This window comes from Acidianus brierleyi (genome assembly GCF_003201835.2).
In the GTDB taxonomy this organism is placed as follows: domain Archaea; phylum Thermoproteota; class Thermoprotei_A; order Sulfolobales; family Sulfolobaceae; genus Aramenus; species Aramenus brierleyi.
The window spans coordinates 1,089,269-1,108,522 of the sequence record NZ_CP029289.2 but is presented as its reverse complement, the minus strand read 5'-3'; the positions used below and the strand labels follow the sequence as shown (position 1 = coordinate 1,108,522).

Annotated in this window: 18 protein-coding genes; 12 read left to right on the top strand and 6 right to left on the bottom strand. The window is 31.1% G+C overall.

Annotation, left to right across the window (positions count from 1 at the left end):
- Positions 1–19 precede the first annotated feature (19 nt).
- From DFR85_RS21595 to DFR85_RS21575, 5 genes are all read left to right on the top strand, one after another.
- Entirely contained in the window at positions 20–385 is a 366-nt protein-coding gene (locus tag DFR85_RS21595) for a hypothetical protein (RefSeq protein WP_110270050.1), read from the top strand.
- 47 nt (positions 386–432) lie between these two features.
- The gene (locus DFR85_RS21590) at positions 433–1,701 is read left to right on the top strand and encodes an MFS transporter (RefSeq protein WP_110270049.1); all 1,269 of its coding nucleotides are present in this window, start codon (positions 433–435) and stop codon (positions 1,699–1,701) included.
- Between the two features lie 148 nt (positions 1,702–1,849).
- Positions 1,850–3,469, top strand: a complete 1,620-nt coding sequence (locus tag DFR85_RS21585; protein ID WP_110270048.1) for a cbb3-type cytochrome c oxidase subunit I — start codon at positions 1,850–1,852, stop codon at positions 3,467–3,469.
- Between the two features lie 32 nt (positions 3,470–3,501).
- Positions 3,502–4,041, top strand: coding sequence for an adenosylcobinamide amidohydrolase (locus DFR85_RS21580; protein WP_110270047.1), 540 nt, complete (start codon positions 3,502–3,504; stop codon positions 4,039–4,041).
- A 24-nt stretch (positions 4,042–4,065) separates the two neighbouring features.
- Positions 4,066–5,193 (top strand): DNA double-strand break repair nuclease NurA, encoded by a 1,128-nt coding sequence (locus tag DFR85_RS21575; RefSeq protein ID WP_110270046.1) that lies wholly within the window; start codon positions 4,066–4,068, stop codon positions 5,191–5,193.
- Here the strand turns inward: DFR85_RS21575 and DFR85_RS21570 are convergent.
- A complete protein-coding gene (locus tag DFR85_RS21570; RefSeq protein ID WP_168367136.1) occupies positions 5,180–6,949 on the bottom strand; it encodes a helicase HerA domain-containing protein in 1,770 nt (589 codons plus the stop codon). The genes DFR85_RS21575 and DFR85_RS21570 overlap by 14 nt on opposite strands.
- A 35-nt stretch (positions 6,950–6,984) precedes the next feature.
- Here DFR85_RS21570 and DFR85_RS21565 point away from each other — a divergent pair, with 35 nt between their 5' ends.
- Positions 6,985–8,247, top strand: coding sequence for a phytoene desaturase family protein (locus DFR85_RS21565; RefSeq protein ID WP_110270043.1), 1,263 nt, complete (start codon positions 6,985–6,987; stop codon positions 8,245–8,247).
- On the opposite strand, the gene DFR85_RS21560 is transcribed toward DFR85_RS21565, so the two are convergent.
- Positions 8,227–8,736 carry a hypothetical protein gene (locus DFR85_RS21560; RefSeq protein WP_168367135.1) on the bottom strand — a complete coding sequence of 170 codons (510 nt, stop codon included), beginning with the start codon at positions 8,734–8,736 and terminating at the stop codon, positions 8,227–8,229. The genes DFR85_RS21565 and DFR85_RS21560 overlap by 21 nt on opposite strands.
- A gap of 2 nt (positions 8,737–8,738) precedes the next feature.
- A complete protein-coding gene (locus DFR85_RS21555) occupies positions 8,739–9,140 on the bottom strand; it encodes a hypothetical protein (protein WP_110270041.1) in 402 nt (133 codons plus the stop codon).
- 47 nt (positions 9,141–9,187) lie between these two features.
- Here DFR85_RS21555 and DFR85_RS21550 point away from each other — a divergent pair, with 47 nt between their 5' ends.
- Together DFR85_RS21550 and DFR85_RS21545 are read left to right on the top strand one after the other, a co-directional pair.
- Positions 9,188–9,994, top strand: coding sequence for a DMT family transporter (locus tag DFR85_RS21550; RefSeq protein WP_168367134.1), 807 nt, complete (start codon positions 9,188–9,190; stop codon positions 9,992–9,994).
- Between the two features lie 51 nt (positions 9,995–10,045).
- Positions 10,046–10,837: a tetratricopeptide repeat protein gene (locus DFR85_RS21545; protein ID WP_110270040.1), complete on the top strand. Its 792-nt coding sequence runs from the start codon at positions 10,046–10,048 to the stop codon at positions 10,835–10,837.
- Here DFR85_RS21545 and DFR85_RS21540 read toward each other — a convergent pair.
- The 3 genes from DFR85_RS21540 to treH1 all read right to left on the bottom strand — a co-directional run bounded on the left by DFR85_RS21540 (position 10,834) and on the right by treH1 (position 16,253).
- Positions 10,834–13,257, bottom strand: coding sequence for a protein kinase domain-containing protein (locus tag DFR85_RS21540; protein ID WP_168367133.1), 2,424 nt, complete (start codon positions 13,255–13,257; stop codon positions 10,834–10,836). The genes DFR85_RS21545 and DFR85_RS21540 overlap by 4 nt on opposite strands.
- A gap of 103 nt (positions 13,258–13,360) precedes the next feature.
- Positions 13,361–14,521, bottom strand: a complete 1,161-nt coding sequence (locus tag DFR85_RS21535; protein ID WP_110270038.1) for an MFS transporter — start codon at positions 14,519–14,521, stop codon at positions 13,361–13,363.
- A gap of 16 nt (positions 14,522–14,537) precedes the next feature.
- Positions 14,538–16,253, bottom strand: coding sequence for an alpha,alpha-trehalase TreH1 (treH1, locus tag DFR85_RS21530; RefSeq protein WP_110270037.1), 1,716 nt, complete (start codon positions 16,251–16,253; stop codon positions 14,538–14,540).
- A gap of 122 nt (positions 16,254–16,375) precedes the next feature.
- Here treH1 and DFR85_RS21525 point away from each other — a divergent pair, with 122 nt between their 5' ends.
- The 4 genes from DFR85_RS21525 to DFR85_RS21510 are packed head-to-tail and all read left to right on the top strand — an operon-like array spanning position 16,376 to position 19,252.
- Positions 16,376–17,713, top strand: coding sequence for an APC family permease (locus DFR85_RS21525; RefSeq protein WP_110270036.1), 1,338 nt, complete (start codon positions 16,376–16,378; stop codon positions 17,711–17,713).
- 31 nt (positions 17,714–17,744) lie between these two features.
- The gene (locus DFR85_RS21520) at positions 17,745–18,491 is read left to right on the top strand and encodes an ion channel (RefSeq protein ID WP_110270035.1); all 747 of its coding nucleotides are present in this window, start codon (positions 17,745–17,747) and stop codon (positions 18,489–18,491) included.
- A gap of 23 nt (positions 18,492–18,514) precedes the next feature.
- Positions 18,515–18,874, top strand: coding sequence for a NifB/NifX family molybdenum-iron cluster-binding protein (locus tag DFR85_RS21515; protein WP_110270034.1), 360 nt, complete (start codon positions 18,515–18,517; stop codon positions 18,872–18,874).
- Between the two features lie 30 nt (positions 18,875–18,904).
- The gene (locus DFR85_RS21510) at positions 18,905–19,252 is read left to right on the top strand and encodes a DsrE family protein (RefSeq protein WP_168367132.1); all 348 of its coding nucleotides are present in this window, start codon (positions 18,905–18,907) and stop codon (positions 19,250–19,252) included.
- The last annotated feature ends 2 nt before the right edge of the window (positions 19,253–19,254 follow it).

Genomic DNA, 19,254 nt, shown 5'->3' with positions numbered 1-19,254 from the left:
CATTGCGGGCCTCTTAATAATGATATTCGCTATTTCTATTATCTATTTTGGGTATTTATCATCAAAACCTGTCGTAGATACTTTACAACCTAATGAGACATTAAACATAAATTTCAAAGAACCTACAGTAGTATTATTCCATGATGTAGCTAATATTAATATAAACATAAATAACGCATCCTTATTTAAGGAAGGAAATAACTTAGTAGTACAAGGTGATAATGGACATCTAAAAATTGTGAATAATCTATCTCAGCCTATAATTTTGAAATATAGTGAAATAATAGATAATTCGTCGTTAGGTTTAGAATTCTTTCTAGCTATTATCTTATTTATATTAGGTGCCATCATTGTTTTAGCAGGGGTTAAAAAGAAGTATAAATGAAAATTATAGAAAAATAGTTTTTTAAAGGGTATGTAAAGTTTAGAGTCATGGGTTACTTTGATACTCTGCCTTTTGGAGTTAAAATTAAGACTCTATTTGTGTCTTCTGCTGGTTTTCTCTTGGACGGATATGATCTATCAGTAATATCTTTTGCAGAGACCTTTATTTCAAAAGAAATGAATTTAACTGCGCCATTGTTAGGTCTAGTTGTATCATCTTCTCTAATAGGTATGGTTATAGGTTCAATAATTTTAGGTAATTTAGCAGATAAATTGGGTAGGAAGAAACTTATGGGTATAGATCTATTTTTCTTTTCTTTCTTTGCATTAACTTCTGCAATTTCTCAAAATTTTGCTGAATTATTCGCCTCCAGGTTATTGTTAGGTATAGGTATAGGGGGAGATTATCCAATTAGTAGTACTATGTTGTCAGAGATCTCTCCTTCGGCTAATAGGGGAAAATATCTAGTTGCCTCTGTAGCGATGTATTGGGTAGGAACACTTTTAGCTAATGTTGCAAATTTATTATTCTTACCAGTAGGTATTTATTTCTGGAGATGGGTATTTCTAACAGGAGCAATAATATCAATTCCAGTTATTCTTTTACGGTTAAAGTTAACTGAATCTCCACGATGGCTTGTTTCAGTAGGATTACTTAAGGAAGGACCTAGTAAAGAAGATGAAAACAAGGGAGCTGAAAGATTTTTCGATATCTTTAAAGGCAAGTTAATTTATATTACTCTATTTGCTTCATCAGTCTGGTTTTTATTCGATGTTGCTGCTTATGGTATAGGTTTATATTATCCATTAATTTTGAAGCAATTTGCTTTTCCTTCAGCATATAAGGTAATTTATGGAACTATCGCAATTTCTTTTGCAGCCCTATTAGGATATCTATTAGCTGGAAGCCTAATAGATACTCTAGGAAGAAGAGAAGTGCTTTTAATAGGATTAGGCTCTATGGCATTACTTCTATTCCTAGGCGGAATTACAAGAATAACAGGAGGAATTTTAGTTCCATATTTCATGGGTTTCGTAGCACTAGAGCAATGGGCTGGGGCAGTAACATTGTTTTATCCAACAGAATTATTTCCAACATCAGTTAGAGCATCTGGACAAGGTTTTGCAACTGCTGTTAGTAGAATTGGAGCAATATTGGGTGTGTACTTCTTCCCTGAAATGGTGTCTATAATCGGATTTTCGTCATCTCTAATTTTCTTTGCATCAACTAGCTTCATAGCATTCTTTATATCTTTAATTTTTGCTAAAGAGACAAAGAGAAAACAACTAGAAGATACTTCTATTCCATTAAAATGATTTTTAATAAAATAATGTAAAATCAATTACTTTCAAGATCTGGCCAACTTATTTTCAAAATTTGTCAAAATTTTTAAAATAATTTTCATAATAGTATATACTTAAAACGAGAGAAAACGTAAATATTGAATAGTGTTAATATTCCCTTATGAGTTCAGTTACAAAAGGATTGGTAAATCTTGTTAATGTTGTATTTCAATTAGATAAACCTTGGGTATCGAGAATAACTATGGCAATGATCGTAATGAGCCTAATATGGGGAATGCTAGGTTTAGTTGACGCATTAATGGTTAGAATTCAAGAAGCGGCATGGGCTACAACAGCTTCTCTAGTAATAACTTCACAAGAATATTATGCGTCAATAGCATTACATGCAATGAGGGATTTATTTGGATTTGCAGTGCAACTAGAAATGGCAATTTTCATATTTCTATCACTTAGGATACTAAATATGCAACCAAGAATGAAATGGTTCCTCAATATAGGATTCATTCTATTCAATATAGCTTTCATGTTGATAGAAGGTCCAATAGTAGCATTTCCAACATTTAATGATAATTATTTCCCAGCTAACAGTTGGTATTACTTATCACCATACGGTGTACCAAACTATTCTCAAGCAGTTGTTAGTCCATTATGGTTCTTCGGCTGGGAATTAATGGATGCAGGAGTATATATAATGGTAATATGGCTAATTTATCATTTCTATTTGGCAACAAAGACAATGAAAGAAAAATTACCTATATTTGCAGTTTTCGCATTAATGACATCATTAATGATAGCTATTGGATGGAGCGGAGAAGTAGCAGCTAACACTTGGGATATTTTAGCATACTATGGATTAGTAGGGTTAAACGTAATTTCTAACCAAATAGCATTCGGTATATTATGGCATTCAATAGTTTACATTTCTTGGATGCCTGCAGTAGGTGCCATGTATTACCTTATTCCAACTTTAGCAAACAGGCCAATTTATAGTGATAGAAGCGCTAGGATTGCTGCACTATTATACCTAGTATTCTCAAATAACGTTCCGATACACCACTTATACATGGTAAACTTACCAGTAGGAATAAAGATATTACAAGAAGTATTAACATATGGTGTAGTAGTACCATCAATGATGACATTCTTGAATTTATGGGCTACAGTAAAAGGCGTAAATATTAAGATGAACTTGATTGCTGCATGGATATCAATTAGTTTTGCTGGTTCAATAGCCGCAGGTGTAACTGGGATAGCTAACGGAGATTTAAGTTTTGATGCTATAATCCATGATAGTATGTGGGTGCCTGGTCACTTCCATGCTATGATATTCTGGTCAATAGTTCCAGCAGGATTTGCAACATTGTATTACATGATACCAATGTTAACTGGAAGGCAATGGTATTCTAATAAAATAGGCTGGATTCACATGATCGGATATATGATAGGAACTACAATGGTAATATATGGTATGGACGCTTTAGGCTTAACTGGTTTAATAAGAAAGGCTGAGATATTCCCCTTAATACCTGCATATATAACACCAGAAGTAATAGCTACAGCTGGAGCATTTATAGCAGATATAGCTACATTAGGTTGGTTAGGTAATGTAGTATTAACATTACTGAAAGGAAGAACTGGAAACTTCGAAAATCTAAGTATTGATGACGCTGTATCTACGGTAGCAATGTACTTAAGTGCACCTTCATTAACCGAAATAAAGAACGATCTAAAAATAACTAGATTTGAAAAAGTATTAAAGATAAACAAAGTAAAACAGTAAGTTATTTTTAATTCCTTTATATTTCTTTTTTAATGCATGTTCTGTATGATCTAAATGGGAATTATTTTTCTTTAACTTCTGCACTTTTTCCTGAAGGGATTTCGTATGTAAATAAGGTTATGATAATCTTTGTAGATCATAATTATTGTAGTGATAATCCTTGGAAAGACGCTTATGAATACTGTTCTAAGTTTATAGACTGTAAGAATACTGTTATTTTTATGACTGCTGCTAAGAATTACATTTTTAAGAAGACTGATTACGGTAAAATTATAATAAGTGCAGGAATAGGAGAAAGTGCTGAAAACGCAGGAAAGACAATAAATATTGGAGTATTTCTAGATGAAGGAGTTAATATAAACGGGCTTATTGATTTGATTAGGACAGTTACAGAAGCAAAAAGTGGAGCTTTAATGGATCTATCAATGAAAATTACAGGGACAGTAAGTGATGCTGTAGCTGTGGGAGCTAAAGTCGGTAATATATCCTTCTTAGGTCCTGGAACTCCATTAGGTAAAAAGATTGCTCTCGAAATAAGGGAAACATTAAAGTTTTTACTCCGTAAAGATTAAAAATTTCTTTAAAGATTTTATTTTATGCTGTCGGAAGCTCAAGTAAGGAATTATATTTACACCATTTCGAGAGAGATATCATCTATAAAAAATACTTTACCTCAAGTTATTAGAAATTACGAAGAGTCTGCGTTCGGAGAGGAATTTTCAATAGTATCTCTTTCTGAGCTTAGTAATAAATTTAATGAAATTGAAGAAAAACATGTTAATGAAATATCTAGTGTAGATTCATCAACGAGATATCTTAGGGATACTACTGTAGGGATAGTGATGACTGGGATGGCTACTTTCTCTACAAAAGAGGGATTGATTTTAGCCCCATATGATAAGGAAATAAGATTTCTTGGAATTTCTGCAAATAAAGATATTTTAACGAAAATAGAGGATATTATAAATACAAAACATATAGCTATAAGAAATTATATAGGAGACTATTTTGATCAAGATTATAGATTAGACGATGTTGCTGACGAATTAAGGTTAGAGTCAGAAAATTCGGCCATTGATGATATGAACGGATTAATAATAATGGATGGTCCTATATATCCTACTCCATTAGAATTAACGAATGTTTTTGAATTTAGAAATATGTCAAGGGAGACCCATAGGAAAGCCTATGCTTCTTTAGTTAGGGATAGACTAAATAAAATAAAAGATAAAGAAGTTATTGGAATAGTAAAAAGATTAGAAAATTCTAAAAAACTGTATAAACTAGACGAAATCCAAAAAATTCTAGGTAAGCTACCTCCTATAACTGATCCGGAAGTACTTAGATTACTTTATCATAAATTATGTAAAGGTGAATCTATATGTATTTTAGGTCCTTTTATGTTATCATATCAAATTAATGTTGAGGGAATATTGAAAGACGTTCCTCCAAAATATGCTTATTATGTTATTGTAAAAAGAATAGTAGGGCCATCATCTTTTTTCAGAGTGGAGTCCTTAAATTTAAATACATTACAATATATAAAAAGTATATTTTCAAGGATTAGTTGTAGAGGTATACCAACATGGATAGAAATAGTAGATACTGCAAGTAAAAAAATCTCTTCTTCGTTATTTATAATAGGATATGAGATTTCTTCATCTTTCCTTGATATAATACATGATGATAAATTAGCTTTTGATACTGAAGTTAGATCATTTTAGATCTAAATACCACATTAGAGAATTTTATACTTCTTATTAAACCTACTCCAGGCTGTGCATTAATTAGGAGATCCGCAAACTCGTCTGCGTACATTTTTCTAATTATCTCTAGCTCATTTCTCATGATTATTTTAGTATTTGATAATTGTAGTATAAGTGGATTAAGATCGTCTGGAACATGCGTAGCCATTATAACTCCTATGTTTCTAACTCTTCCTAACCTCATGAGTTTATTTAAGAATTCTTCTATTATTTCTTTTGATACTTCCTCTCCACCTTGAGGGAAGTATTCGTGTGCTTCATCCATTATAAGTAAACTTAAAATATCATTTTTTCCTTCTTTATATTTTTTATCTTTTAAATCAAAGAAATCTGACAAAATCTTGTATGTTATAGTACTTAATGCTTCTATTGATGCAGTATAATCAAGAACCCAGCTAAGATCAATTATTAGATTTCTGGATTGGAGAATTTTTTCTGAGAGTTTTTGGTAACTGCCTTCAACATTAAATATTCCGTATTCTCCATACGCTTTTAATGTTCTTTCTATGGCATCAGTAGTTTGGCTAGGAAGCTTTAGTTCTTTTTCAGAGTCAAAGAATGCGTCTTTAGTGGATATGATTATTTTGTCTCCATTAGTAGATATTAACTGAGTTTTCTTACTTTTATTTGTAGGGAGTTTTTTAGATTCAAATTCTATATACCCGGAATACAAATTCTCTATAGATATTCTAGGAAGTATTTCTGTAATAAAAATTATATATGAATCTTTATTAGGTAAGGAAAAATATTCCGATATACCCTTTATAATTTTGTTTTTAGTTATTCTTATTAATGATTCCCATGCCATGCTAGCTCTTAAGGACATATACGGTGTAAGTTTATGGAACTTATTCATTATATCTCCAAAATTTATAGAGTATGGAACTAAACGTATTTTGTTTCCACAATCTAAGACTACACTATTGTCTGTGTATTCTACATCCTTACAATTAGAGTATCTATCAATGAATTTTATTACATAATCCTGAATTTCCTTTCCTTCCATAAGTTTAGTTACTGGCATTATTATTGTAGTATCATCTAATTTCGAAATGGAAAATCGTACGAAATCTCCTTGTCTATCGAAAATTACGTTCTGTTTTTCAATGTTTTCATCGTTAACTATTTCTTTTAATGTAGTAGTTTTTCCAGCTCCAGTAGTTCCTATAAGTAAGGAATGATGTCTTAAAGTATCTTCGTCTAATCTAACTTCAGCATCTATTTCTTCGCCTCCAGAGTAGATATTTCCTATAACTACACCTCTCATAGGTATTCCAAGAGCTTTTTCTAACAATTCTGCTTTAGGTCTAAAGACTGGAGATTGCGGATCTATAGGAGAAACTGCAGGCCTTACTTTCTCTTTATCGTCTATTTCAGCAATTGGAGAAAGTTGAATAGTTGTAGGAGTCATTATTGTAGATGGATCTCTATTGTTAGTAGTTTCTCTAATTTTTAAAGATGCTAACATATCGGATCGTGTTATTGTATCTACAATTCCTACTATCGTAACTTTAGGTATTATTGACCTGATAGCTAGATATTCTCCTCTTCTTACTTGAGTTTTTAAATAATCCTCAAACGAAATATCTATAGAAACATAATGGGTTTCTCCTATTTTTACACTTTCAAATCTAGTTACTCTTCCAATTATTCCTTCTACAGAATTTTCCTTAGCATACTTATCTGCCTCATCAATGAGAACTGCTAGATCCATAAAATAATAAAGATTCTTCGCAAAAATATAATATTATGAAAATAGCTATCATAGGGGCTGGACATAATGGGCTTATCTCAGCATATTATTTGAGGAAAAGAGGTTTTGATGTAACTGTTTTCGAAGGGAGTAATAAAATAGGGGGAATGACTGATACCCAGATCATAAATGGAGTCAAAATAAGTAGAGCGTCTTATGTTCTTGGTTTGATGCCTAAGAATTTAGTTAATGAATTTAAAATACCTGTAATAGAGCAAGATCCAATACAAACGATTTACCTTGATCAACCTATTCCTTTTTGGAGAGATAAAAAGAAAAGAATAGAGGAACTTAAAAAAGCAGGGGAAGAGAAGTTTGAAGAATTTGAAAATAAAATAGAAAAATTTAAAAAATTAATAGAAGATAAATTTACTTTCGTAACTTCTCCACCATCAAAAGAAATGATAATAGAAGAAGCTGAAAAAATAGGGGTAGAGGAGCTAATGAGAACCTCTGCTAAAGATTTTCTTTCTAAGTACTTATCGAGAAAACTGCATAGATTCTTTATTTATCCTGGAATGGAAAATTCTCCAGCTTATTTAGTTTCGTATTTTTATGCAGACTGGTCATTTGTTGAGGGAGGAATGGGAACTGTAGCAGATAGAATAGCTAAATCTGCTGAAGAGATAGGCGTAAATATAAGAACTAGCTCAAAAGTTGATAAAATACTTATTAGCAATAACAAGGCTAAAGGAGTAAAAGTTAATGGCAAAGAATGCGATTTTGATATAGTAGTTTCGGCTACTAGTCCTGCAGAGACGGTAAAACTTGCAGATTTAGATGCTAAGTTTCATCTAGGAAAAAATAGATGGGTAAAATATAACATAATATTTAAAGATTCGCCTAAAGTGCCTAAAGAATTGGAACCATTTGCTTCATCTATTATAGATTGCGATGCAGGTGAGATCGTAATACCGTCCCTTTTAGATAAAACGTTAGGGGGGAATGTTATGGAAATGATGGGAGATTTAGACGAAGCTTTATCGCTCATTAAAGGAGAGGTGATATATGAAGAGAAAATTACAGCAGAAGATGCCGAAAAAATGTATATATTGCCTGCAGGCAACATTAATCATTTGCCTATGATTGAACCTTACTTATTTGATGGTAGGCCAGTAAAAGGTTGGGGATATAAGTCTCCTATAGACGGTCTTTATATTACTGGTGCTGGAACTTATCCAGGCGGACAAGTGACGGGTATTCCTGGTTATAATGTAGCTATGAAAATTATTCATGATTTATCTCTTAAAAATTCTTGAAGCAAGGTATATTGTACCAGCAGCTAAGCTTATCCAGTAAGCTGAGCTTGGATAACTATAAACTATAGTTGAAATAAGTGTATTTTGATATGTAAAATCTACTTTTTCCTTTCCTATTATAAAAAATGGATAGTGAAATCCATAACCTATAAGGGGAAATAGATAATTAAATATTATATAAAATACGATAGGATCTAAGATATATAAATAGCTAGTCCAGAATATTAATCCGTATGTTTTCTTTTGCCCTTTTATGACGTAATATATGTATATTCCTGATACTATAATTACGTAAAATCTAAAAGCTAAGAGAAATAGATTTACTATTTGTATTATTTCCAGCTGAGATCCCATAAAAATTATGTTAAGCATAAATGGTGAATCGGCTACTTCTATTAAATTTCCAGTTCCATAATACCACCAATAAAATGGCAATAATGCTATAATGATATTAGATATTAGGCTAGCAATAGTAAGTTTATACATCATTACTAAATCACCGAGTAAGATGTTACGTTAAGTCCAAGAAAACCAAGTTTTGTAGTTAAATTATATGAATTATCTTCATAACTTTTAATAAATTCATTCCAATTAGTAACTACTATCGTTATATTTTTCGTTGTATGTGGAAGTACTGTTTGAGGAGATTTTATATATGTATATTTACCAGATATATTATAAATAGTTATACTAAAATTGTTTTGATTATTTGCGCATAATATTAAATCTCCTTTATAATAGTAAAATTTAAAATACAAATTCTTCAAGGCATTCGGTAAACTAGTTATTTGATATATACCTTGTGTTAGCATCTCATTAACATTTAGTACAAAAATTTCTATAATTATAATGCTAATAAATACTATTACACCAATGACTTTTGCTATGTCCACTTTAGTAATTCATAAAACTCAAAAATAAGCTTTGTTCGAATGGAATTATGAACAAATATTTTACCCTCCTTGTATTTGGGGGGATATCATTTGGTACTGCCGCTATATTTATTAAAATATGCGATCTATCTCCTTCCGCTATAGCTTTCTTTAGATTTCTTATAGCTGGATTAATTCTCTCTTTTGGAAAGATTAATTTAAAACAGATAATTAAGGTAATGCCTTTTGGATTCTTACTTGCTATTCATATGATATTATTCATAATGAGCGTTAATATTACTTCAATAATAGACGCTACAGTTTTAGTCTCTACTTCTCCTCTTTTTGCCATATTGCTATATCCATTAAGTAAATTTACTCCAAGCAAAATGGAAATAATATCTGCACTAACTGCGTTTTTAGGAGTTATTATTTTAAATTATCCAATAATTCCAGGAGAATTTGAAGGAAATGTATTTGCTATAATTTCAGCATTTATGATTTCCCTTTATACCATTTTTTTAAGCAGAAAAGATGCAGGCGACCCCATTTCATTAACTTCTGCAATATACATTTCTTCTTCGATATTTATGATACCTTTAATGTTAATAAATGGAGTAGGTAAAATAAACATGATTTCTATTATTGCTTTAATGGGGCTAATAGCTCTTCCTACCCTTTTAGGACATACATCGGTAATAGTATCTTCTGGACATGTAAAACCACATGTTATAGAGACTATAGGTCTATTGGAGCCAGTTGTAGCTACTATTCTAGCAATAATTTTCTTTCACCAAATACCTAATATTTATGAAATAATAGGAAGTGTTATAATAGTATTATCAATTTTTATCATACTTTATAGGAGTAGTTGAATCTTGTTTTTATAAGATAATTTTTTAGGTATTTCTGAATAATTAATAATAATGTCACAACTAGAAGACATAATTTCTCAGTATAATTCTGGCAACTTGAATTATGCTTTGAGAAAAATTCAAGAACTAATTTCTTCTAATCCTTCTAAAGAAGCATATCAGCTATTAGGTAAAATACTTTTAGATATGGGCAGAGAAGAAGAAGCGTTAGAAGCATTTAATAATGCAGGGGATAAAATTAATGCTGCAAAAATATTAATTAATAGAATAAGATATACAGATGCCTTGCAGTTATTAGAGGGAATAAATGAGCCAGAAGCTAGATTGCTTAGAGCTATGGCATATCTAAAGTTAGAACAATACGAGAAAGTTTTAGATGAATTAAAAGAGATCTCTGGAGAATATCTGAATTCTCCCATTTTTTATAAGATCAAGGGCATAACAGAGTATTTTTTGGGAAATTATTATGATTCCATAAAAGATCTGAGTAAGGCAATATCACTGTACGGCTTTGATGCAGATCTATTTTACTATAGGGCATTATGTCATATGTCCTTGAATAATGATAAGGATGCAGAAAAGGATTTTGATACTGCTATTAATCTCAATCCTTACTATGCAGAGGCGTATTTTGGTAAAGGGATAATGAAAGAGAAGAAAGGTAAGTTTGAAGAAGCTGTTAAACTTTATACTCGTTCTATTTCAATAAATCCTAATTATAAGGGTGCTTACGTTAGAAGAGCTAAGACTTACATGAAAATGGGTATGGAAGACGAGGCCATAAAAGATATAGACAAGGTAAAAGAAATAGAAGATAGCAAAAATAAAAAAGATATTCATTAAGTAGATAGCTCTTTTATTATATCTTTCATTTTAGGTCTTTTCAAAGGATCAGGGTTCACTGTGGATATTATAATTTTTTGAAGAGAAAAATCTACATCTGGGATTTTTAATTGTGAATAGAAAGTAGCATAGGTATTTTCTGCTTCTTCTATAGACTTTTTAAAGTTACGACCCGATAATGAATCTGTTATCGCTTTATCCATTAAATTTACCACTTCAGGTGGATTATATGAATATCCAGTTAATGCTTTATATAATGATGCACCGAAAGCGTAAACATCCATTGAAGGATCTGCTCCTTTTCCAAATAATATCGATTTTACTTGATCGACTGGACAATACTCTGGAGTATATTCAAAGAATCTTTCACCTATTTTCCTTGCAGATCCTAGATCTCCTAGTTTTACAGATATTTCACCAGATTTTATTCTATTATATATTATCTCTCCATAGTTACCAGGAGACTTATTAAAAAATATGTTAGCCGGTTTTACATCTAAATGGACATAACCTTCTGCATGAATAAAACTTAATGCGTATCCTACTTTAAGGAAAATTAGTTTAACAATATTAGTCCAATATGTAGAATTAATAACTATCTGATTTTTTATGAGGTCGTTTAATGTTCCTCCTTCCATTAATTCCATTACTATCGCAGGAGGTGACTTTAGATAATCTAACGTGTTATTTCCTGAAGTAATACTTTTAATCGTATTAACGTCTACAAATGTTCCATATACTTTTACTATTTCATTATTTTTTTCTGACATTTCCTGTAATTTTGAGGATTCTTTAGATAGATCATCGAAAGTAGTGAAACTAGCCCTTGTAGCTTCGTTTTTCTGTACAGATAATTTAGGTATCTTAATAGCATAATTTTGATTATTTCCTGATCTACTTCCAAGTAAAACATATGATGTTCCTCCATTTCCTAGGACCTTAATAATTTTGTAGCCATAAATCTCTCTTCCTACCCATATATTAGGATCCCATTTTTCTAAAGGAGGAGTTTTCTCGTCGTTCGGTTTGCTTTGAACTTGAGTATTTGTATTATTTTGAGCTGTTTGGGTATTTCCAAGAATTTTGGCGATTATCGTTTTTGCTTTTTCTTCCCTATAGTCCTTAGTTCCTTTAGATAATACAAAACCTGCTAATTTTTCAGCATATGATAGATCCTTATTATATAAAATGTCAAGAATTACATCAATATCTCTAGGAATCCTGTTTTTATACATTATGCAATCCACAAGACCTCTAAGGTTAGAACATTTAGAGTAATTTATTTTATACTTTTCTTGCATCCAAAGGATAGAATTACAGTTTCTGCTTTTATTGATTAACTCACAAAATAAATCTGTCTCTGAAATCCCTAGACTACGCAATGTGTATATAAAATCTCCAGCCTTTCCATACTCATTTTTGCTTAATGCTGTAAATAACTTTTTCTTTATACTAATTGGATCTAAAATCCCTCTAGGTGAAGCTATTCCGCTTATTGTGATTAGAAATAATGGAAATATTATTGATGATAATGGCAAATTTTTTTCAATTAAAAAAGGATATGTAGAAGTAAACGATAAGGAAAAGACCATCTCTAATACAAATAATATCAATAGAGAAAACGATACTGCAGATATAATTAGTCCGTAAATATTCTTTTTGTTATAGAATGCTAATAAAACAGCGGAAAGTATGGCTATGGCTATTATGTTATACTCGAATAGCCCATAAAAACTTGAAATATTACCTAGTAAATTATACGATAAGAAAGTAAAGGCTGAAACTAATATTACAGGAATAGTTATTCTAGTTAAGTTAGAAACAGGCGTAAAGGTTTTTCTTAAACTCGCTAAAATGTAGCCTATACCACCTACTATTGTAGAGAAAATACCATATAAAGATACTTTACTCATAGGTTCTTTAATAAATGAAATAAATGGCTTTGGAAGGTTATATATCGAATTGATAGAAATAACTGATAAATGAAATTTTGTCAAGGAAAGCGTGAAGCTCGGAAATACAATAATTATTAGTAATATTATTGTTGTTACTACTATTTTCAAACCTCCTTTTTTTCCTAAAATAGGGAGATATATTGCATTAAAAATAAAAAATATCAAAAGTGCAAGAATTTCATATATTCCAAGCTTTTTTACATATGAAATTATAGCTAATGTTAACATAGGTATTATTAGTGTTCCTATAACTAAGGAATATCCGAATGCTTTTGGTATTGGAATAGCTATTGCGATTGTTGCTAGTAGGAATAGTGTATACAATATCGTAAACTGAATTAAATTACTTTGCTGTATATTCAAAGGATTTATCTGCGTAAATAGTATATAAGCTATAAAAATCAAAACTAGAGTACTTGTGATTCTTATAGCTCTAGAAGTCAGATTAAGTATTCTTAGGTTCATAAAGATTCATCAGAAATCAGTCTATTAAATTTTATATAGAATTAATAATGTTAGAATATTTTCAAGAAAAGGTATATGTCGATTAATATTAAAAATAACAATATTATTGAATTTTTCTAAAAAATATATAGTATAATAATGGGTCAAGTATTGAAATTAATCCACCTAGAAATAAAGCGGATATAAATAATCCAAGACCTAATAATATTCCTGATGCAAGACTTCCTGCACCATAAGGTAATCTTCTAGCTAATCCAGTTATAGAAACTCCAGTAGCTCTTTCAGTTTCACTGAAAACGTTCATAGATAATGACTGCCTCATAGGAATTGTTACTGTATACATTATACTTCTGGAAAGAAATAATATTTCTACTATGAAGAAGGATGGTACGAATGCCATTGCTATTAAAATAATAGAAGATAGACCTCTCATGATTGCTATAGCCTTTACTCTACCTAACATTTTTTCTATTCTACTTGCAAAGATGAAACTTATACCAACTAATGCATAACTTATGGAATATAAAAAAGATATTTGAAATTCTGTTGCATGAAAATAAAGTTTAAACCATAGAGGAATTAATGGCATTATCATACCTAAACCAAGGCTACCAAGACTACCTGCTATAGAGATCTTCGAAATAGAAGAGTATGAATTTTTAGGTATTCTAATTTTGCCTGTTCCATAGTCTTTTTCTATAAAATATGTAAAAATTAGTGATACTAAGGAAAATAGCAGCCCAATCAAAAATAGTATATGATATGGAGCTTCTACTTTAGAAACGCAATCCGCAATTAAACTTCCTGCGAAAGCAGATATTGTAGATGCTGCAAAATTATAGGAATATACTTTAGTTAGCTCTTCTTTTTTTGTGAATTGTGCTATTAATGAGGTCTGCAAAGGATTGAAGGGTCCACCACCAGCTCCCCCACCTACTCCTCCTCCAGAACCTACACCTACTCCTAGTAATGATGTTATAAATATTATATATGGATTGTAAGAAAAAGTGAATATGGCAAAGTTAATTGAAAATAAAATTGAAAATACTATAAGAATATTTCTTTTACCAAAAGCATCTCCTAAAAATCCACCAATTATAAGGTAAAAGGATATTGATAATGTAGCAACCAGAAAATATAATCCTATTATAGACGGAGGAAATCCTATATAGTGCAGGTATAAAGGTACTAAAAAGGCCATATAACCTAATGGTAAGCTTCTAAATATTCTAGAAATTAGAATAAAAAGAATGTTCCTTTCCATTGGATAAGTATGTATGTTACCCTATTTTAGAGTTATCTAATTCATTTATTGCTAAAATAGTCTGTGCGTGAACAAAAGCTTGAGGATAGTTTCCAGTATATTCTTTCTTTGTAATATCAATATGTTCTCCTGCTAAGTAAAGTCCATTAGAAGGTAAATACGCATTTTTAATTAATCCTATAGCCTCGTTAGTTCTTCCTAGTCTTATATAAATTCTAGATAGCCATATCCCTGCTAAGGTAAACGGATGCATTGCTTGCCCTAAAAAATCCTTAGAATATCTTTTTACGTATCCATTTATATATAGTTCATTTTCAATTCTCTTTAATGTATTGAGAAATATCTTATCTTTAACGTCAATAAAATCATATAAAGGTAACGTCAGTAAATTAGCGTCGACGTCAGTAGTTTCAGATGTCTTTACAAAACTTTCGTCCTTAATACAATTACTAAATATCCATTCCTTTAATTTATCTTTTTCACTCCAGTTAACATTTTTTCCGATTTCATTGCTAATTTTTTCTGCCCTATCTAATGCAACCCACATCATTACTTTAGAATGGGTATAATGCATTGTCTTACCCCTCTCTTCCCACATCCCTGCATCTCTTAATTTCCAATTCTTAGAGATCCAATCTGCTATATAATTAATTTTTTCCCAATTTTCTTCTAAAAACACTTTATCTTCAGTTTTCAAATAATACTTATAAATAACGTCAAGCAAAAATCCTTCAATATCTAACTGTATTTGTGCAGCTGCTCCATTACCTATTCTAACTGGATGAGAATCCATAAATCCAGATAACCAAGGTATTTCTATCTCTGGCGGAGGATCTCCGCCATCTACTGTATATAAAGGATGAACCAACGGTTTTGTAGTAAAATTAACTAATCCTAAAATAAAATTTATTATTCTTCTAGCCTCAATTACATATCCTGCATATAATAGACCTTCTGCAATCATAGCTGAGTCTCTAACCCATGCAAATCTATAATCCCAATTTCTGCTTAATCCTACAGCTTCCGGTAATGACGTGGTAGGTGCAGCAACTGGTGCGCCGGTAGGAGAGTACATAAGTCCTAGTAAAACCCCTATCGACGTATAATATATTTTTCTTAATTCATCATTATTTTTATCGTTTATTTTATTTTTCCAATGATTTAGAGTAAAGTTAAATGACCTTTCTAGATCCCTTTTTAATTCCTTACCTTTGTGGAAAGGACCATAAAGATAGTCTGGTGAATATGCAAGATAAACAATGGAAGATTTAGGTAATATTTCCCATTCATAAATTCCTATTCTTTTGGAATTTTCTACAAATAACGCTAAACATTCTCTACTTTTTGGATTTAAAAATCTAGTACCGTCTTTTTCATCCTTAACTATGGCTCTATAAAGCCCATAATAAAAAGCAGGTTTAATTTTCATTATTAGAGGTATATCTGTTTTTATATTTCGTATTATAGAGTTCTCGCCTAATGGCATTATATCTATGACTTCCGCATTCCCCAGTTTGGTGTGAAATTTAGTGCTAAGAACATTTGGAGCCAAATAACTTATGGAAGCACTAAACTCTTCTAAAGGGAATATTGAAAATTCTCCTCCTTCTATATCCAATAGTTTTCCGAAAACAGATGGAGAATCAAATCTAGGAAATGGTAGCCATACTATTGATCCAGAATCAATCAGAGCCGATGAGATTCCATTGCTTATAAAGCCTAGTGGTTTCATATGTTATTCTATGGTTAGTAAGTAAAAAAATTTCCATTATTTTTAGTAATTAGACATTTTATTTATGATAATTGTAGGTTTGAAGAAAATTTTAATAAAATAGTCATTGATATTCCGTCTTGATGAGTAAAGAAGAAGAGAAACATTATGAAGAACCTAAGCGTGTCATTGGGCTTAGAGATTTAGTGTTTTTATCATTAGGCGGTCAATCTCCTTTCCTTAGCGTATTGACATACGGTGTTTATGCGTTTCTATTAGCCGGAGCTTTTGCTCCAATAGCAATAATTTTAGGTACGTTATTAGTTTTAATGAATGGATTAGTTATATACAAACTTTCTACAAGGTTTACTAAATCTGGTGGATATTATGTATATGCTTACTATTCATTAACTAGAAGATTAGGTTTTGAAACTGGTTGGATTTACCTTGTTTACTCCACACTTTATGGTGCTGCTTATGTATTAGGCTCTGCCTACGTGATTTCTCACGTACTTCCTATAAACCCTTGGATAGCTGTAGGCATAATTCTTGGAATATCATCAATTTTTGCAATATCTGGAATAAGACCTACAGCAAAATATGCAATAGTAGCAAGTCTTATTGAGATAGGCATAATGACAGTCATAGCGCTCCTATTTTTAAGATCGACAGGATTCACTTTTTATAATCCCTTTAATTATCATGTATCTCTAGCAGTTTTAGCATTGGCAATACTTTTTGGATCTAGCATACCTACTGGTTATGGTTCTATAACTCCATTGTCAGGAGAGGTAAAAAATCCAAAACGAACCGTACCAACTGCGATAATTACTGTAATATTATTAGGCGGTTTGCTTGCATCATTTGATGTATATGCTATAGCAGATCATATATTGTATTTTAATATTGCAGCATCAAGTGTAGATTTACTACGTTTAATAGAAGATAGGCTAGGTTTAATAACATTCGTATTTGTGCTTTTTGCAGCCGCCAATGACGGTATACTAGCTACATTATCTTTTATGTTAGCTACGTCTAGAACTGCATATGCTATGTCTACAAATAATTTCTTGCCAAAAGTATTCTCTAAGTTTGATTCAGGAAGAGGACCAATAGCTTCTATCGCTCTTGCCATAATTTTATATGTAATAGCAGTAGTTTTTGGACTATTATCTGTTGATAGCAGGCCATTTCTAGCCTTTGAGTATGTTGGAGAAATTGCAGTATTATCTAATCTATTTGTGCATATAGCTTCAGACTTCTCTCTATTCAAAATATCTCTAAAGAGGATGAGAAGAAGACTTGTTGAAATAAGTTTAGCAATAGGTGCTATAATTTTTACAGGATATGATTTAGTATCATCTATTGGAGCTTCAGAGCCAATTCTTGTTTATTTATTTATGGCAATGATTATTATGGGGTTTCTTGCTGCAGAAATAATTTATATGGATAGAGGAGAAGAAGAAGAGAATAAAGAGTAATAATTTTTATAATACAAAGTGAGTTAGATATATGTTACTCTCCTTAAGATCAATAGCTTCTCTCCTTATATTGGGCGCTGTTGTTGCCTTTGGGGTTATAGGAACATATTTTCTAGGAAATACTGGACATAATTTTAATGAAAATATTAATTTAATAAACGCAATTTATTTCACTATAATAACACTCTCTACTGTAGGCTACGGCGATATAGTGCCTTTAACTCCAATAGCTAAGATGTTTGTAGTTACATTAATAGTATTTGGTATGGGTGCTTTCTTAACAGCATTAACTAGTATCTCTAGTGATTTAGCCAGTAAAAGAATACTTTCCTTGACATCAAGATTAGCTACAATTGAAGGCGAGATGCTTAGGGGCCATATACTTCTTATAGGAAGTGGTACTGTAAACATGGCTATGATAGAAGATCTTAAGAAAAGCAAGAGTAAGTATATTATGATAATAAATGATATTACTACAGCAGAAAAATTATCTGAAGATGGATATAAAGTTAGTGCAATAAATTTATTGTCAGAAAAAGAAATAGAAAAATTCAATCCAGAGAAAGCAAAGAAAATAATAATTGATGTTAAAGATCCTTCTGACACAATTTACATTACGTTGATTTTAGCAAAGATAGCAAAGGATATTCCGACAATAGTTATTGCACATACAGAAGATCTGGAAATGAGATTAGAGAGTGTAAGAACAATTAAGGACATAACGATAATAAATCCAAGTAAACTAGTAGCTAAGAATCTTATACAGCAAAATATTTAAGTATCGAAATCGATATCGAATATATGAAAGTAGCTATACCAGTTACAAACGGACTAGTAGATGGTCCTGGAGAAGGAGAAAAAGTTCAAATTTATTTTTTGGAAGGAGATAAAATAGAATTAGTAGAAGAATACGAAAATCCTGCATTAAAGGCAACTGCTGCACCAGGAGCTCATATGTTAAAGTCTGCACTAGATAAAGGAGTAAATGCAGTAGTAGTTGCAGAAATAGGTGGACCTGGAGTAAGACTATTATCAGGTAAGGCAAAAATATTTCTAGCACCGAACATGAAAGTTGAAGAAGCTTTAAAAAAATTAATTAAAAATGAACTTATTGAAACAGATAAGCCTACTCATGAGCACGGTGAGCATCACAAACTATAACTTTTTATTTTTTAAAATATAAAAACTGCTATGGCCAAAATATTCGTTATTTCTACAGCAGGAAAAGATGATATAAATAGAGCAATGATGGCTATGAATTTTGCTCTTGGAGCAAGGAAAAATGCAGGAGCTACTGTAGCATTAATGTTCTTGGGTAGAGGAGTAGAGACATTACTAAAAGATTCTGGAAATTCAGCTCAAATGAAAAAAGTAATTGAAGATATGCAAAATTCGGGAATAGAAATTAGCTATTGCGGAATTTCATTAAAAAATATGGGATTAACTAAGGATCTTATTTTTGAAGGAATAAAAGAAGTAATGGGCGGTGTCGAAACAGTAAAGAAAGTAGAAGAAGGATATTCTGTAGTAAGTTTTTGAAT

Coding starts and splice junctions, on each gene's coding strand:
- DFR85_RS21595 (WP_110270050.1), top strand. CDS start 20: ATGATATTCGCTATTTCTATTATCTATTTTGGGTATTTATCATCAAAA.
- DFR85_RS21575 (WP_110270046.1), top strand. CDS start 4,066: ATGCTGTCGGAAGCTCAAGTAAGGAATTATATTTACACCATTTCGAGA.
- DFR85_RS21525 (WP_110270036.1), top strand. CDS start 16,376: ATGAGTAAAGAAGAAGAGAAACATTATGAAGAACCTAAGCGTGTCATT.
- DFR85_RS21515 (WP_110270034.1), top strand. CDS start 18,515: ATGAAAGTAGCTATACCAGTTACAAACGGACTAGTAGATGGTCCTGGA.
- DFR85_RS21510 (WP_168367132.1), top strand. CDS start 18,905: ATGGCCAAAATATTCGTTATTTCTACAGCAGGAAAAGATGATATAAAT.
- DFR85_RS21585 (WP_110270048.1), top strand. CDS start 1,850: ATGAGTTCAGTTACAAAAGGATTGGTAAATCTTGTTAATGTTGTATTT.
- treH1 (WP_110270037.1), bottom strand. CDS start 16,253: ATGAAACCACTAGGCTTTATAAGCAATGGAATCTCATCGGCTCTGATT.
- DFR85_RS21540 (WP_168367133.1), bottom strand. CDS start 13,257: ATGAACCTAAGAATACTTAATCTGACTTCTAGAGCTATAAGAATCACA.
- DFR85_RS21545 (WP_110270040.1), top strand. CDS start 10,046: ATGTCACAACTAGAAGACATAATTTCTCAGTATAATTCTGGCAACTTG.
- DFR85_RS21590 (WP_110270049.1), top strand. CDS start 433: ATGGGTTACTTTGATACTCTGCCTTTTGGAGTTAAAATTAAGACTCTA.
- DFR85_RS21565 (WP_110270043.1), top strand. CDS start 6,985: ATGAAAATAGCTATCATAGGGGCTGGACATAATGGGCTTATCTCAGCA.
- DFR85_RS21580 (WP_110270047.1), top strand. CDS start 3,502: ATGCATGTTCTGTATGATCTAAATGGGAATTATTTTTCTTTAACTTCT.
- DFR85_RS21535 (WP_110270038.1), bottom strand. CDS start 14,521: ATGGAAAGGAACATTCTTTTTATTCTAATTTCTAGAATATTTAGAAGC.
- DFR85_RS21550 (WP_168367134.1), top strand. CDS start 9,188: ATGAACAAATATTTTACCCTCCTTGTATTTGGGGGGATATCATTTGGT.
- DFR85_RS21560 (WP_168367135.1), bottom strand. CDS start 8,736: ATGATGTATAAACTTACTATTGCTAGCCTAATATCTAATATCATTATA.
- DFR85_RS21520 (WP_110270035.1), top strand. CDS start 17,745: ATGTTACTCTCCTTAAGATCAATAGCTTCTCTCCTTATATTGGGCGCT.
- DFR85_RS21570 (WP_168367136.1), bottom strand. CDS start 6,949: ATGGATCTAGCAGTTCTCATTGATGAGGCAGATAAGTATGCTAAGGAA.